Raw genomic sequence first — 14,501 nt, 5'->3', positions numbered from 1 at the left:
GTTTCTCGCGTTCAGTTCAGGTTGACACAATCTCCGATTATCTATGAATGCGTCCTAAATGTCAATCAATTTTAGATTTTAGATTTGGGATTTGAGATTTTAGAGGCTACGCAACGGATACATCGGTTCACAGGTCGATCGGATACGCAAATGAGTGAGAGCCGATCCACAGACGAGTCCGGGGGCAACAGACCCCATTGTTTTCGGTCAAATTAATTTTTGTTAACATTGAGAAAATAGAGGCTTTGTTGCCATGAGTTTACACGCTGAGTTGCACCGCCATCTGGGTGGTTCTGTCGTTCCTAGGGTGCTGTGGCGGTATTTCGATCGCCACAATGCTGAGATGGTTAATCGATTTCAAGAATACTCGGAGTTTGAGGAGTTTTACACTCGTCCGCGCAATACTCTCAATGAGTATTTGGAACTGCACACGCTGGTAGAAAGCGTTCAAACTGTTGAGACTTTGCCTTATTTCATCTATCGGTTGATGCGGGGGGCTTACGTGTTTGAAAATCTGGCTTATTTGGAGTTGCGCTATACGCCTTATTTGCGGACTCCAGAACATTTGAATCAGTCAGAACGCATTGATTTGATGGCAGAAATTGTACAGGTTGTGGGCAAGGCAAGTCAAATTAGCGATTGTCCGATTGTTACCAGCCAAATTTTGTGTATGCACTCGCGTTTACCCTATGAGGTGAATCGGGCGATCGTAGATTTGGCGGCGCAAATGGGAGAATATGTTTGTGCGATCGATATAGCTGGCGGCGATGATTGTATTGGCGAGCGTTTGGAGGAGTTTGTCGGATTGTACCAGTACGCGAGGTCGATCGGCATCAAAACTACCGGCCACCTCTACGAAACTACCTCTGGCTGTTATCCCGAACTTTTGCCCTATCTGATGCGTATCGGCCACGGGATTCAAATTCCATTAAAATATCCCGAACTGCTGCCAGAAGTCGCGCGCAGGGGTCAATGCTTGGAGGTTTGCCCGACTACCTATCTCAAAACAGGGACGTTGCAGGATATGCGCGAATTGAAGGTTGTGTTTGATCGATGTTTTGAAGCTGGTGTCGATATTGCCATTTGCACCGACAACGCGGGATTGCACAACGTGCGATTGCCTTTCGAGTACGAGAATTTGTTAACTTTGGATATCATTGATTTTCGGCAGTTGCAAGCGTGTCAAGAGGCCGCTTTCCGCCATGCTTTCGCGTGGCCCTACGGGGAGCGGCCTGTGAAAATGCTGACCGGTTTGTTGCAGCATGAGTCTGTGGGGGCGATCGTTAATTAAAGAATATTTATTTAATGAACCGCGAAGGGGCGAAGGAAGATAAAGAGGAACATAGGCAAATGTTTTCAGGTAAAGACTCTACTTGGAAATGAGAAAAAGCTCTTTCTTCTCTTCCTTCGCGCTCTTTGCGTCTTCGCGGCTCGTTTAAAAAAGGTATTTGTAAAATTATAATAACTGTCGAACGCTCTACAATCGCTAGCAAGTTATAGTTAAAAGGCAGAATCATCAATATAAAAAGATAAAAAAACGATGACAAATATGGACGCTTACTGGATGCCCTTCACTGCCAACCGACAGTTTAAAGCGAATCCGCGAATGTTGGTTTCTGCCAAAGATATGCACTTTACAAGCGATGATAACCGCTCAATTTTAGATGGTACTGCGGGGCTTTGGTGCGTGAATGCAGGGCACGCCCGCGAGACAATTGCCGAAGCAGTTAAACAGCAGGTTTTGCGTTTGGATTACTCCCCGGCTTTTCAGATGGGACATCCGGGCGCTTTTGAATTAGCGGAACGTTTGGTAAAGATGATTCCGGGCAATTTTGATCGCGTTTTCTTTACTAATTCGGGTTCGGAATCTGTAGAAACAGCGTTAAAAATTGCGATTGCTTATCACCGGGTGAAAGGTGAAGGAACTCGCCAAAGATTGATCGGGAGGGAACGCGGTTATCACGGCGTTGGTTTCGGGGGAATTTCTGTCGGCGGTATCGGTACAAACCGCAAGTTTTTTGGCAGTTTGCTAACGGGAGTCGATCATTTGCCTCACACTCACAATCTCGAACACAATGCTTTCAGCCGCAAACAACCGGAATGGGGAGCGCATTTGGCCGATGAACTGGAGCGGATTGTCGCTTTGCACGATGCGTCTAATATTGCAGCGGTAATTGTGGAACCGGTGGCTGGTTCAACGGGGGTTTTGATTCCGCCGAAAGGTTATTTGGAGCGGCTGCGGGCGATTTGCGACAAATACGGAATTCTGCTGATTTTTGATGAGGTAATTACCGGATTCGGGCGTTTAGGTTCGAGTTTTGCAACGGAATATTTTGGGGTGGTTCCCGATATTGTGACGGCGGCGAAAGGGATAACTAACGGTACGGTGCCGATGGGAGCGGTGTTTGTGAAAGAGGGGATTTATGATGCTTTTATGAATGCTCCTGAAAATGCGATCGAGCTTTTTCACGGTTATACTTATTCTGGTCATCCTCTGGCTTGTGCGGCTGCTTTGGCGACGCTGGATATTTATGAGGAAGAAAGGTTATTTGAACGAGCCGATAAGATGGCTGGTTACTGGGAAGATGCGGTGCATTCCTTGAAGGGGGTGCGGCACGTAATTGATGTTCGCAATCTGGGGCTTGTGGCGGGAATTGAGTTGGAATCTATCCCTGGGAAGCAGGGTAAACGGGCTTTTGATTGTTTCTTGCAGTGCTATGAAAAAGGGTTGCTGATTCGGACTACGGGTGATATTATTGCTTTGTCGCCGCCGCTGATTATTGAGAAGGAACATATCGATCGCATTGTGGAAATTTTGACAGGGGTTTTGCAGGAGATGGAGTAGGATTTAACGAACCGCGAAAGCGCGAAAAACGCGAAGGAATAGCAAGAAGAAGAAGATAGGTAGATGTTTTCAGGTAAAGACTCTAGTTGAAAAGGAGAAAAACCTCTCTCTTTTATTCCTTCGCGCTCTTTGCGTCTTCGCGGTTCGTTCAAATAATTAAAAAGCGCTATAATAATTAACAACTAACGACGAATGACGCATAACTATGGTGCAATTAACTGCAAAAATATCTGCTAACGAGTTAGCAAATTTAGCTGTAGATTTGATTCGGAAAACAGGTTGCGAGTACGGTGATGTGCGTTTTTGCAGTTACCGAAGGCAGAATCTTTACGCGCGCGATCGATCTTTAAGTCAACTGTCCGATAATGTAAGTTCCGGTTTTGGCGTGCGAGTGCTTCTAGACGGCGCTTGGGGGTTTGCCGCCAGTCACAGCAAAACACCTGCAGAGGTTGCAAGAATAGTCGCTTTGGCTGTAGAAATCGCTAAAGGCAGCCGCTTGACTCAGAAGGAACCGGTGCAGTTGGTGCCTGTCGAAAAATATGTTGATACCTACATTACTCCGATCGCCATTGACCCTTTTTCTGTACCAGTTGCTGACAAAGCTGAACTGCTGCTAACTATCAACGAGAAGCTACTAGCACACGGGGCACAAGGCATCAAAAAAGCTTCTTCTTTTTTGCAGTCAAGCCGCGAAGACAAGGTTTTTGCTTCCACAGAAGGCTCGCTAATCGAACAAACAATCTACCGCAGCTATCCGGGTTTTGGCTGTACGGCAATTGCGGGCGGCGATGCCCAAAGTCGCAGTTACGAACGCCCTCCACTTAATATCGGTTACGAACATATTAATCCCGATGATTTGTTGAGTCAAGTCGAAAGAGTGGCCGCCGAAGCTATTGAGAAAGTCCGCGCTCCCAAAATCCCTGCTGGTATTTGCAAATCCCTGATTCTCCAGCCGACAAATTTGTATTTGACAATCCACGAATCTGTAGGACATCCAACTGAATTAGACCGGGTTTACGGGTACGAATCTAATTTTGCTGGCACGAGCTTTGCTACTACTGATAAGTTAAATAAACTGCAATACGCTGCACCTTGGGTGAATTTTAAGTGCGATCGCACTCAACCAGGTGGCCGCGGTACAATGGGTTACGATGATGAGGGCGTAAAATCACAAGAGTGGTACGTTGTCAAGGATGGAATTTTAGTTGATTATCTCACTGACAGAGAGACGGCTTATCGCCTCGGACGCGGTAGCAGCAACGGTTCTGCTTACGCTGACAGTTGGTCGAGCGTGCCGATGGTGAGAATTCCAAATTTGGGATTGGAGCCGGGTCCGGATGGCGGCAGTCATACTGCTACTTTGGCAGAGATGATTGCTGATACGGAAGACGGGATTTTAATCGACGGTATGGGTAGTTATTCGATTGACCAGCAGCGGCGCAATTTTCAATTCGGCGGTGATGCGTTTTGGAAGGTGGAAAAAGGTAAAGTTGTCGGTATGTTGAAGGATGTAACTTATCAGGCGATGACTACTGATTTCTGGAATCAAATTGATGCGATTGGGCCAGCTTCGGAGTTGGTTCAGTGCGGTACTAATATATGCGGAAAGGGCGAGCCGATGCAGGTTGCTCAGATGACTCACGCTTGTGTGCCGGTGCGAGTGAGGGATATTCAAATTGGGTAATAGGGCATGGGGCATGGGGCATCGGTTCTTAGTTTATTAGTTAATTGCTAAGAATACCCAATGCCCAATGTCCAATTTGCAATACCCAATTCGCAATGCCCAATTCCCAATGCCTAATTACTAATCATGATTGTAACAACATCGCCCGCAAGTTTAAGTGAAGACCAAGCCTTATCGGTAGTAGAAAAAGCAGTCAAATTATCCAAAGCAGAGGAAGTATTTGTAAGTCTCTCTACTGGCGAAGAATCTCTTTCGAGATTCTCGGAAAACCAAATCAGCCAAAATATCAGCAAAACTGTATTTAGCCTGAGCATTACTAGCTATTTCGGTAACAAAAGCGCCTCTGCTGCTGTTACAGAATTTGATGAAGATGCGATCGCCTCCGCAGTCAAGCGATCGGAAGAATTGGCCCGAATTGCGCCGGCAGACCCCGAATGGATGCCGCTGCTGCCGCCTCAAACCTACGATTTGCGATCGCCCGCCTTCGACACAGCAACGGCAACTGTATCGCCTCTAGCACGGGCCGAAATGGTGCAGCAAGCGTGCGCGAGATCCTCCCAGGGGGGCGCTCATGGTTCGGGCACTTTGAGCACTGAGGCGTCGCTGTACGCGATCGCCTCGTCAACCGGACTCCGCGCCTGCAACCAGTCTACAAAAGCGGATTTCAGCTTTACTGCTCGCGTTGAAGACGGTTCTAGTTGGGCTCAGAGCACTGCTTGGAGTATCAACGAATTGCCGATCGCCCAATTAGCGGAACAAGTGCTCGATCGGGCGATCGCTTCTCGCAACCCGCGCCCCATCACTCCCGGCGTTTATCCGGTAATCTTTGACGGTGCTGCTTTTGCGGGCTTGCTACCGTGGGTGATTTGGGGGCTGGATGCGAGGGCGGCGGATGAGGGGCGATCGTTTATGTCGATCGCCGATGCAGAGGGAAAACCAGCGGGAAACCGTGCGGGGGAACAACTTTTTAGCCCGTTAGTGCAAGTGCAGCGCGATCCGGCTCATCCTTTGTTGCGATCGAATACTTTTTTCGGCGACGGATTGAGCAATAACTATTTGGAAATCATCAAAGATGGCGTCCCTCAAAGTTTGTCTTATTCCCGCTACTGGGCCGCACAAAAAGGCAAAGAGGCAAAAGGTGCTTATTACCCGATCGTAATGACAGGTTCCGACCAAAGTTTAGCAGATTTAGTTGCTCAAACCGAGCGAGGAATTTTCGTCAGTCGAGCTTGGTACGTGCGCTACGTTAATCCGAAAACATTGGAAGTAACGGGAATGACTCGCGACGGTACTTTTTGGATTGAGGATGGCAAAATTGCTTACCCGATTAAAAACCTGCGTTTCAATCAAGTTTTACCTGATATGTTGCGCGATGTGGATGCAGTTAGTGCGGTGAAGCGTTACGGCGGTAGTGTCGTGCCCGGAGTGCGCGTGAAAGCTTTTAATTTCACGAGTATTACTGACAGTTTGTGAGTTGCAGCAGTGAGGTGCACGGAGGCGCACCCTCTGGGCGTTAGTTTTCGTGCCGATAAGGTAGATTGGGTGCGGGTTTGGGCGATCGCCTGTTGACAAAGCTGTTCGGAAAATTAGTAATTTTTTTACCGAGGCATCTAGCTTAAGGTAGAGTATTGTTTGTGATAGTTAGGATTTAAACCAGCTACTATCTAATTTAGAGCGATCGAGAAAAAGCAATTACCAATTATCAATGAATCAATATTTTGCTACAGTTGCGCGTGGTTTAGAAACTATTGCCGCCCAAGAATTAGAACGTTTAGGGGCCCAGGATGTTAAGCCAGATTTTACAGGGGTTTACTTTGCGGGCGATCGCGCTTTATTGTACCGCGTCAATCTGTGGTCGAGAATAATTTTTAGAGTGCTAATGCCGATCGCCGAATTCCGGTGTTACAACTCGGATATGCTCTACCGCGAAGTGCAAAAAATCCCTTGGGATGAATACTTAGATCCCGACAATACTTTAGCAGTAAACTGCACCGGTGGCAACGAAAATTTGAACCACACTCACTTTACAGCTTTGCAGGTCAAAAATGCGATCGCCGACCAACAGCGCCTTCAATTTACCAAGCGTTCTAATGTCGATGTAGAGAATCCCGATTTGCTAATTAACATTCACATCCATCAAGATAGAGCTATTTTAAGTTTAGACAGTTCTGGCGGCAGTTTGCACCGCCGGGGATATCGACCGGCGATGGGGCTTGCTCCCCTCAAAGAAACCCTAGCTGCGGCTTTGTTGGAGATGGCAGAATGGACGCCTGATTTGCCGTTTTTAGACCCGATGTGCGGTTCTGGGACTTTGCCTTTGGAAGCGACGTTAAAGGGCTTGAATATTGCACCGGGATTGTTTCGAGAAAAGTTTGGATTTATGAGTTGGCGGGATTTTGACGAACCTTTGTGGGATAAATTGTGGGCCGAAGCGGAAAACAGCGAATTACCGGAACTTAAAGAGGTGATTGCAGGGTGCGATCGCGATTCCGATATGTTAACTCAAGCTCGCACGAACGCGCAGCAAGCTGGTATTTCCGGTAAGATTCAGTTTGCTCAAACCGAGTTATCTCAGTTGGAAGCACCCGCAGACAGAGGCGTTCTGATTTGCAACCCTCCCTACGGAGAGCGCCTGGGAGATGCTAGCGAATTAGGAGATTTGTACAAGATGTTGGGCGATATTTTCAAGAATCGTTTTAAAGGTTGGAATGCGTTTATTTTGACTGGAAATAAGGAGTTGGGTAAAAAGGTGGGACTCAGGACATCGCGGCGAATTCCGGTTTTTAATGGATCGATTCCGTGTACTTTGCTCAAGTATGAACTGTATTAGGGGAGCGGAGCAGGGAAAATAGCGGTAATGAGGAAGCTACTACAAAAGTGGAGAAGCAAGAAAGCAGAAGATAGGTGACAAGGCAGAGAGAGGCACTAATAGTAAAGGAAAAAAAGAATATCTGCGGAATTAAATGACTCAACAATAATCAAATTCAAATACCGACTGGGGAAATTATTTCACCTTGATCTGAGGTATGTCACCGCTCATCCCTCGATCGGCAAAAAAGAAACGTGAGCGGAAACAATCTTCCACCCTTCAGGAAACTTCCGCCACATCTGACTCTGCCGCCCCAGCCGCACCACTCCATCCATTACACGGCGAAATTCCAGCGTCACAGCCGCCGTGTCTGCATCGAAAGTCACGACTTTGAGGTTGAACATTTCTCGATCGACATTTACAGGCGATCGTCCTTTGCGAAAAGCCCTCACCTCATCGCTCCCGTAGAGGTTCTCCGTCACCCCAAACCGCACGACTTCCAGCGCATCCCAGAACAAATTATCAAGAGTTTCAATATCATTCGTACAAAGAGCTTTTTCGTATTTTAAATATAGTTTAGTTAACTCAGTCACCACAGCATAATCATTGATAACCGTCATAAATTTGAGATTTTAAAACTCTTAAATTTCACACGTTTTGTTTGCAATAAGGACTAAATTCCTTATTGCAAACGCAACTAATTAGAGAAAATTAATGCTCAATTTTGAGCGAAATAATCTTGTCACCTTGGCGGATAGCATTGACGACAGACATATCCTCAGTTTTGCCAAAAGTTGTGTGAACTCCATCTAAATGAGACTGGGGAGAATGGCAAATAAAGAATTGGCTACCACCCGTATCTTTACCTGCGTGAGCCATCGATAAAGTTCCTGCCAAATGTTTGTTGGAGTTGATTTCGCACTTGATTTTGTAGCCGGGGCCGCCCGTTCCATTACCTTTTGGACAGCCACCTTGAATCATAAAGTTAGGAATGACTCGGTGAAAGGCCAATCCATCGTAAAAACCTTTTTCCGCCAAGTCAACAAAATTCTTCACTGTGTTAGGCGCATCCGCATCGAACAATTCCAAATTGATTGTGCCTTTGTCGGTTTCCATTATAGCGCGGGTCATGATTTTTCCTTGCTTCCTAAAATGAGTGTGTTGCCTGCGTGTTAATTGCGGACTTCGCTTTTATAACGACAGGTTTCAAACTGTCGTTATATTGTGGCTTTCAGAAGTGTAGCATATTCCGGCAACTCTCATAGGACTTATGTGTGCTTTCTGAGGAAACCCGGTTTATTGCGAGATTTCGGGTTAGCAAAACCAATATTTTCCCAGACACCGGGTTTGTTACCCTCTGTCATATTTTAATTGTTGGTCACTTGCGGGTGATCTGGTTCTTCCTGAATATCGCTCATATTAAAAATGAAAGGAACCCGACTCGAACCTGAACCCATAACCAGCACTTTTGGCATCTGAGCGCCGCCGCTTCTCCAAGCTTCGATCGCCTCTTTTTGCAGCACTAAATCGCCGCCTTGAGCCTTCAAAGTTTCAGCCAAAAGTCTTTGAGCTTCCGCCCTACCTTGAGCGCGGTTAATGTCAGCTTGAGCCTGCTGTTCTGCTTCCTGAGCCACATAAACAGCCCTTTGGGCCCGCTGTTCAGCGACCTGTTTCTCCTCAACCGCTTTCGCAAAATCTGTGGAGAATCGAATGTTAACAACGCTCGTATCGAGTACGATTACATCATACTTTGATAGCCTTTCCTTCAGCGCAGTATCAAAGTCTCGCTTCAGTTCACTTCTTTGAGTAATAGATTGTTCGGCGGTTCTCAGTGCAGCCGCTGTTTTAAAGGCTTCTTGCGTCTGAGGAGCAATAATTTTTGAGACTATATTCTCCAACGTTCCTTGAGTCCTTCTGATCTCCACTATTTTCTCAGGATCGAGGCGAAAGTTGATCGCAAAACTAGCATTTAAATCCTGAAGGTCTTTAGTAGCACTCTGGGCGGGAACTTCAAATTTTTGCACTGTTACATCGTACACATCTACCTTGGATATTAGCGGGGGTCTGAGGTGAAACCCCTCTAACAATGCTCCATCTGTGGCTTTTCCTAAAACACTAACAACCCCTGCTTCACCTGGATTGATGACGACAAAAGAGTTTAAGGCGATGAGTAGCGCGCCTACTAATAGAATCCCAGCGAGTGCTGATGATATGCTCTGAAAACTTTGATTTTTCAACTTACACGCTCCTTTGTGCTCATTCCATTATAATCGTTAAATTGATTCGGTCGCCTCTAAAATCTAAAATCTAAAATTACAATCTAAAATGGATGGGGTTGCCTCTGAAATCTCAAATCTAAAATGGATGGGCTGATGCTCAAACTTGTTAAATATCCTAGAACTTATCACATCGAAGGTTCGCGTTTCCAACCAGGCGATGAAGACCTCGATAGCGTGCCATTTAGCGCCCTGATCGATCGCCCGACAGTGATTGAAGAAAAGGTAGACGGCGCTAATACAGGCATCAGCTTCGCACCCGATGGACAAATGCTGCTGCAAAGTCGCGGCCACTATCTCACCGGCGGGCCGAGGGAAAAACATTTTAACTTATTCAAACAGTGGGCTTTCAGTCTCAGCGGAACCCTGGGAGAAGTGCTGGGAAATCGCTACATTCTTTACGGCGAATGGCTGTATGCAAAACACACTGTTTTTTATGATTTTTTGCCCCACTATTTTATGGAATACGACGTGCTGGACTTAGAAACCAGTCAATTTCTGAGTACAGAATCCCGCCAGAAGTTGTTAACAGGACTGCCGTTAGTGTCCGTTCCCGTGCTGTTTTCTGGAGTGGTGAAATCTCCCAAGCAAATGATGCAGTTTATGGAAAAATCTAATTTTATTCAACCCGGACATTTGGATCGGTTGCGTTTGTACTGCGGAGAATTGGGATTAGATGAAGAACGATGTTTGAAAGAGACGGACAAGAGCGATCGCATGGAGGGTCTGTACATTAAAGTCGAAGAAGATGGCATAGTAAAGGCGCGTTACAAATACGTGCGTGCCAGTTTTTTGACTGCCATTAAAAATGCCGAAGGACATTGGCTCAATCGCCCAATTGTACCCAATATTCTGCGTCCCGATGTGAATTTATTTAATTTTAGTTAACCAGCAGGTGAATTTATGAATGCACTGTTATCGCCCTCGGTCACTTGGACTTTTCCCTTTTGTCCCCAACCGCCCGATTGGTTTCTGGATTGGGACAGCATTCAAAATCATTTCGATTGGATTCAAAACTTAAAAGGATGCCAGCAAGACCCGATTTATCACGCCGAAGGAGACGTTTTAATTCATACCAGAATGGTCTGCGAAGCATTAATATCTTCCCCGAATTGGCGGCAACTTCCCGAAAAAGAACGATCGATACTTTTTGCCGCCGCTTTGCTGCACGATGTCGCCAAACCAACCTTTACAAAAATCGAAGCCGACGGCAGAATTAGCTCAAAAGGTCACGCCCGCCAAGGTGCGAGAATGGTCAGACAAATTTTATCTCAATTCGAGCCGCCTGTGCAGTTTGAGATTCGCGAAACAGTGGTGGCGATCGTCCAATTCGGCAGTTTACCCATCTGGCTGATCGACAAACCCAACCCGCGGCAGTCGGTAATTAAAGTCAGTCAAGTTGTCCGCTGCGATTTCCTCGCACTTTTAGCCAAAGCAGACGTGCGCGGCCGACTGTGTAGCGACAGACAAGAACTGCTCGATAAAATAGAACTATTTCGGGAGTTTTGTCAAGAAAATAATTGTTTGGATTCTCCTCGACAATTCGCATCAGATCACAGCAGATTTATCTACTTCCGCAAAGAGAACGGAAACCCGGATTACGAAGCCTTTGACGACACTAAATGCGACGTAATTTTGATGTCGGGATTGCCAGGAAGCGGTAAAGATTATTGGATTCGGGAAAATCTTCCACATTTGCCGGTAATCTCGCTGGATGCACTGCGGAAAGAGATGAATGTCCCTCCCGACGAAACTCCCGGCAATGTAATAATGGAAGCCAAAAATAGAGCGCGGGAATATATGAGGCTGGGGCGTTCTTTCATCTGGAATGCTACCAATACTACTAAACAAATGCGCCAGCAATTAATTAATTTTTTTGCCGATTATCAAGCGCGAATTCGCATTGTTTACCTAGAAGTTCCTTTGGAGGAAGTATTGCAGCGGAATCGATCGCGCACAGCAACAGTACCGGAAGCAGTCATTCGCAAATTAGCTGCGCGCCTGGATATTCCCGATCGCACAGAAGCGCATCAGGTAGAGTGGATTGTGAGCGATCGCGTTTAATAGTGGCAATCCACCCGCTAGCGCCCGTATTACTTCAACGCGCTACCACTTCCTTTTTCCCTAATATAGAATCGTCATAATGCGCCAACAAATCAGCAGGGTGATCGTAAATTGCCGCAGCATTTGCCAGCGAAGCATCATCGAAACCTCCGCACCGAAAAGCAATTACTGGCACCCCGCACTTGCCCGCAGCTTCGATATCGTAAGGAGTATCAGCTAACATCACAACCTGACTCGCTTCCAGCTTCAACTTGCTCAAAGCAGCTTCCACAATATCCGGTTCCGGTTTAGAAGCTTCCGCATCACTCGATGTCGCCGCTTGCGCTTGATCCAATAAATCGTCAACTTGTGCAGCTTTCAGCAAATCGGAAAGTTCTTCGCTGGTAGCTGAAGTAGCAATAATTAGCCGCAGTCCTTCTTGCTGCATTTTTAACAGCAAATCGCGCGAACCGGGGGTTGGAGAAAGTTCGGGAGCAAAGCGGTTAATAATCAGTTCTTTGCGCCGCTGTGCAATCTTTTTCCCGTCGCCTTCTTCGTCTGAAAGTCCTGATACCATTTTGGGTATAACTTTGTCGCCTCCCATGCCAATTAGCGGGCGAACTTTCTCGAACGGTACCTCGTAGCCGTAAGCAGCAAATGCCTCTACCCAAGCTTGAGCGTGGGCGTCATTGCTGAGCACGAGAGTGCCGTCAACATCGAGAATTACTGCTTGCAATTTCATAAGTTATTTGCCGTTAGTTATTAAACTTATTCCAAAAAACTATTTTGTAGTAAAAACTTTAGTCCACAATTATTTAATTAGTCAATCGGAGACTGAAGTCCCCAGTACGAACCTTTAGACAGGGACTTCAGTCTCAGAGCGATTTGGTGAGTTAAGTTGACACCTATGTGTCCTTTTCCTACCCCTCGCTTCCCCTCCCCCCCTTGTTAAAGGGGAGGGGGAGAATCAGTTGAATCAATGAGTTTGATAATTTTCCTCAGTCCAGCAGCGCGGCAGAATTTCACCGGAAGGAAAGACTAAATTACTTTTTGGAAAAGTTGCTGTCTCTTGCTCTTCTTGACCAGCTTGATTTTTTCCCGGCACTTCATTTTTTGTAGGGCTGATTAAAGCCTCTACATCGAGGATTTCTATCAAGTCGCCTGATTCTTTTTCTTGTAAAAGCATAGTTTTTCCGTGAAGGGTAAATGCGAGTTAGGGTTTGAGGACAACTTTGATGCAGTTGTCTTTTTTGTTTTTGAAAATGTCGTAGGCGTGGGGCGCTTCATCCAATTTCATTCGGTGGGTAATTACGAATGACGGGTCAATTTCGCCTTTTTGAACGCGATCGAGCAAAGGCCGCAAATAGCGGTGAACGTGCGTCTGTCCCATTTTCATGGTCAAGCCTTTGTTGAAAGCTGCACCTAATGGCACTTTGTCTACGAAGCCGCCGTAAACGCCGGGAATTGACACTGTGCCACCCTTGCGACACGCGACGATTACTTGTCGCAGGGCCGTAGGTCGATCGCTCTCCAACCGCACGGCTTGCTTGGCTTTGTCGTACAAAGCGTCGAGACCGGTGCCGTGGGCTTCCATCCCCACCGCGTCGATGCAAGAGTCAGGCCCGCGTCCCCCCGTCATTTCGGTGACGGCTTCCCCAGCGTCCATTTCTTCGTAATTGATGATTTCAGCTTTCGCCGCGGCCGCCATTTGCAAGCGTTCCGGTATGCGGTCGATCGCAATTACTCGCTCTGCCCCCAGCATAAACGCGCTTCTGATCGCAAATTGTCCGACTGGCCCGCATCCCCAAACTGCTACAGTATCCCCCGGCTGAATGTCACAGTTTTCGGCCGCCATGTAACCAGTAGGAAAGATATCGGTGAGGAACAATACTTGTTCGTCAGAAAGTCCGTCGGGAATTTTTAAAGGGCCGACATCTGCAAACGGAACCCGCGCGTATTCTGCTTGGCCTCCTGCATAGCCACCCGTTAAATGCGAGTAGCCAAACAGTCCCGCCGGGGAATGACCGAACATTTTTTCAGCCAGCCCAGCATTGGGGTTGGAGTTGTCGCACAGCGACCACAAATCGCGGTTGCAAAAGAAGCAACTGCCGCAAGAAATAGTAAAAGGAATGACGACGCGATCGCCCTTTTTTAAGTTCTTGACTTGGCTGCCGAGTTCGACTACTTCCCCCATGAATTCGTGCCCCATGATGTCACCCGATTGCATTGTCGGGATGAAGCCATCGTAGAGGTGCAAATCTGAGCCGCAGATTGCTGTAGACGTGATTTTAACTATGGCATCGCGCGGGTTGATAATTGTTGGGTCTGGTACATTATCAACTCGCACATCATTTGCTCCGTGCCAGCAAAGAGCTTTCATTATTTTTTTCCTCTAGTTAACTACTAGCTAGCAAATTTTTGATTCTAAATCTTACCTTTACTAAGCTGATCAATTACTCGCTTGGATGTTTTTAATTTTAAGCATATAAAATAAATTTTCTCTCTATCCGAGGTATAGATTATAAATCTATCTTCCGGCTGTTTCCAATACCAAAAATGTAAAGTTTATACCCTTAATGTACGGGAATTTTCACATACTTGTGTAAACCGCCAAAACTTATAGCAACCACGCCCGACGGTTAGGACATTGTTAATTGCTACAATCCTTGCCGAAGATTGCAACTTCGGTCTTCGTTCAACATCGGCTAGAACAGCTAATAACGAGATGGATGAGGTTGTTTTTGTCGATCGGCGATCGCTATCCTCTCACAATAGATAAAATATCGACCCTAAATCTCACTGTAGCGGCTGCTTTGACTCACATTAGATAAGGATCGACCTAAA

The 14,501-nt window shown here is 46.6% G+C and carries 13 protein-coding genes; 7 read left to right on the top strand and 6 right to left on the bottom strand.

Annotation, left to right across the window (positions count from 1 at the left end; translation table 11 throughout):
- Window positions 1-253 precede the first annotated feature (253 nt).
- The 5 genes from QT994_RS04190 to QT994_RS04170 all read left to right on the top strand — a co-directional run bounded on the left by QT994_RS04190 (window position 254) and on the right by QT994_RS04170 (window position 7,359).
- Entirely contained in the window at window positions 254-1,291 is a 1,038-nt protein-coding gene (locus QT994_RS04190) for an adenosine deaminase (RefSeq protein WP_333172023.1), read from the top strand.
- A 249-nt stretch (window positions 1,292-1,540) separates the two neighbouring features.
- Window positions 1,541-2,845 (top strand): aspartate aminotransferase family protein, encoded by a 1,305-nt coding sequence (locus tag QT994_RS04185; RefSeq protein WP_333172021.1) that lies wholly within the window; start codon window positions 1,541-1,543, stop codon window positions 2,843-2,845.
- A gap of 205 nt (window positions 2,846-3,050) precedes the next feature.
- The gene (locus QT994_RS04180) at window positions 3,051-4,529 is read left to right on the top strand and encodes a TldD/PmbA family protein (protein ID WP_333172019.1); all 1,479 of its coding nucleotides are present in this window, start codon (window positions 3,051-3,053) and stop codon (window positions 4,527-4,529) included.
- A gap of 126 nt (window positions 4,530-4,655) precedes the next feature.
- Window positions 4,656-6,002 (top strand): TldD/PmbA family protein, encoded by a 1,347-nt coding sequence (locus QT994_RS04175; RefSeq protein ID WP_333172017.1) that lies wholly within the window; start codon window positions 4,656-4,658, stop codon window positions 6,000-6,002.
- Between the two features lie 232 nt (window positions 6,003-6,234).
- A complete protein-coding gene (locus QT994_RS04170) occupies window positions 6,235-7,359 on the top strand; it encodes a THUMP domain-containing protein (protein WP_333172016.1) in 1,125 nt (374 codons plus the stop codon).
- A gap of 206 nt (window positions 7,360-7,565) precedes the next feature.
- On the opposite strand, the gene hpxZ is transcribed toward QT994_RS04170, so the two are convergent.
- The 3 genes from hpxZ to QT994_RS04155 form a co-directional block, all read right to left on the bottom strand.
- Window positions 7,566-7,958, bottom strand: coding sequence for an oxalurate catabolism protein HpxZ (gene hpxZ / locus QT994_RS04165; protein WP_333172014.1), 393 nt, complete (start codon window positions 7,956-7,958; stop codon window positions 7,566-7,568).
- Between the two features lie 91 nt (window positions 7,959-8,049).
- The gene (locus QT994_RS04160; RefSeq protein WP_332982885.1) at window positions 8,050-8,469 is read right to left on the bottom strand and encodes a peptidylprolyl isomerase; all 420 of its coding nucleotides are present in this window, start codon (window positions 8,467-8,469) and stop codon (window positions 8,050-8,052) included.
- A gap of 236 nt (window positions 8,470-8,705) precedes the next feature.
- A complete protein-coding gene (locus QT994_RS04155; RefSeq protein WP_333172012.1) occupies window positions 8,706-9,575 on the bottom strand; it encodes a prohibitin family protein in 870 nt (289 codons plus the stop codon).
- 135 nt (window positions 9,576-9,710) lie between these two features.
- On the opposite strand from QT994_RS04155, the gene QT994_RS04150 reads away from it, so the two are divergent.
- Together QT994_RS04150 and QT994_RS04145 are read left to right on the top strand one after the other, a co-directional pair.
- On the top strand, window positions 9,711-10,502 hold the full coding sequence (locus QT994_RS04150) for an RNA ligase family protein (protein WP_333172011.1): 792 nt from the start codon (window positions 9,711-9,713) through the stop codon (window positions 10,500-10,502).
- Window positions 10,503-10,517: 15 nt separating this feature from the next.
- Complete coding sequence (locus QT994_RS04145) at window positions 10,518-11,678, top strand: AAA family ATPase (protein ID WP_333172009.1); 1,161 nt, start codon at window positions 10,518-10,520, stop codon at window positions 11,676-11,678.
- Window positions 11,679-11,712: 34 nt separating this feature from the next.
- On the opposite strand, the gene QT994_RS04140 is transcribed toward QT994_RS04145, so the two are convergent.
- The 3 genes from QT994_RS04140 to QT994_RS04130 all read right to left on the bottom strand — a co-directional run bounded on the left by QT994_RS04140 (window position 11,713) and on the right by QT994_RS04130 (window position 14,037).
- Complete coding sequence (locus QT994_RS04140) at window positions 11,713-12,399, bottom strand: HAD family hydrolase (protein ID WP_333172007.1); 687 nt, start codon at window positions 12,397-12,399, stop codon at window positions 11,713-11,715.
- 234 nt (window positions 12,400-12,633) lie between these two features.
- Complete coding sequence (locus tag QT994_RS04135; RefSeq protein WP_333045069.1) at window positions 12,634-12,843, bottom strand: acetyltransferase; 210 nt, start codon at window positions 12,841-12,843, stop codon at window positions 12,634-12,636.
- A 27-nt stretch (window positions 12,844-12,870) separates the two neighbouring features.
- A complete protein-coding gene (locus tag QT994_RS04130; protein ID WP_333172005.1) occupies window positions 12,871-14,037 on the bottom strand; it encodes a zinc-dependent alcohol dehydrogenase in 1,167 nt (388 codons plus the stop codon).
- Window positions 14,038-14,501: the final 464 nt, after the last annotated feature.

Source organism: Microcoleus sp. S13_B4 (genome assembly GCF_036700885.1).
Taxonomy (GTDB): Bacteria; Cyanobacteriota; Cyanobacteriia; order Cyanobacteriales; family Microcoleaceae; genus Microcoleus.
This window is presented reverse-complemented; position numbering and strand designations above follow the sequence as displayed.

Coding starts and splice junctions, on each gene's coding strand:
- QT994_RS04190 (WP_333172023.1), top strand. CDS start 254: ATGAGTTTACACGCTGAGTTGCACCGCCATCTGGGTGGTTCTGTCGTT.
- QT994_RS04160 (WP_332982885.1), bottom strand. CDS start 8,469: ATGACCCGCGCTATAATGGAAACCGACAAAGGCACAATCAATTTGGAA.
- QT994_RS04140 (WP_333172007.1), bottom strand. CDS start 12,399: ATGAAATTGCAAGCAGTAATTCTCGATGTTGACGGCACTCTCGTGCTC.
- QT994_RS04180 (WP_333172019.1), top strand. CDS start 3,051: ATGGTGCAATTAACTGCAAAAATATCTGCTAACGAGTTAGCAAATTTA.
- QT994_RS04135 (WP_333045069.1), bottom strand. CDS start 12,843: ATGCTTTTACAAGAAAAAGAATCAGGCGACTTGATAGAAATCCTCGAT.
- hpxZ (WP_333172014.1), bottom strand. CDS start 7,958: ATGACGGTTATCAATGATTATGCTGTGGTGACTGAGTTAACTAAACTA.
- QT994_RS04130 (WP_333172005.1), bottom strand. CDS start 14,037: ATGAAAGCTCTTTGCTGGCACGGAGCAAATGATGTGCGAGTTGATAAT.
- QT994_RS04185 (WP_333172021.1), top strand. CDS start 1,541: ATGACAAATATGGACGCTTACTGGATGCCCTTCACTGCCAACCGACAG.
- QT994_RS04150 (WP_333172011.1), top strand. CDS start 9,711: ATGCTCAAACTTGTTAAATATCCTAGAACTTATCACATCGAAGGTTCG.
- QT994_RS04145 (WP_333172009.1), top strand. CDS start 10,518: ATGAATGCACTGTTATCGCCCTCGGTCACTTGGACTTTTCCCTTTTGT.
- QT994_RS04175 (WP_333172017.1), top strand. CDS start 4,656: ATGATTGTAACAACATCGCCCGCAAGTTTAAGTGAAGACCAAGCCTTA.
- QT994_RS04170 (WP_333172016.1), top strand. CDS start 6,235: ATGAATCAATATTTTGCTACAGTTGCGCGTGGTTTAGAAACTATTGCC.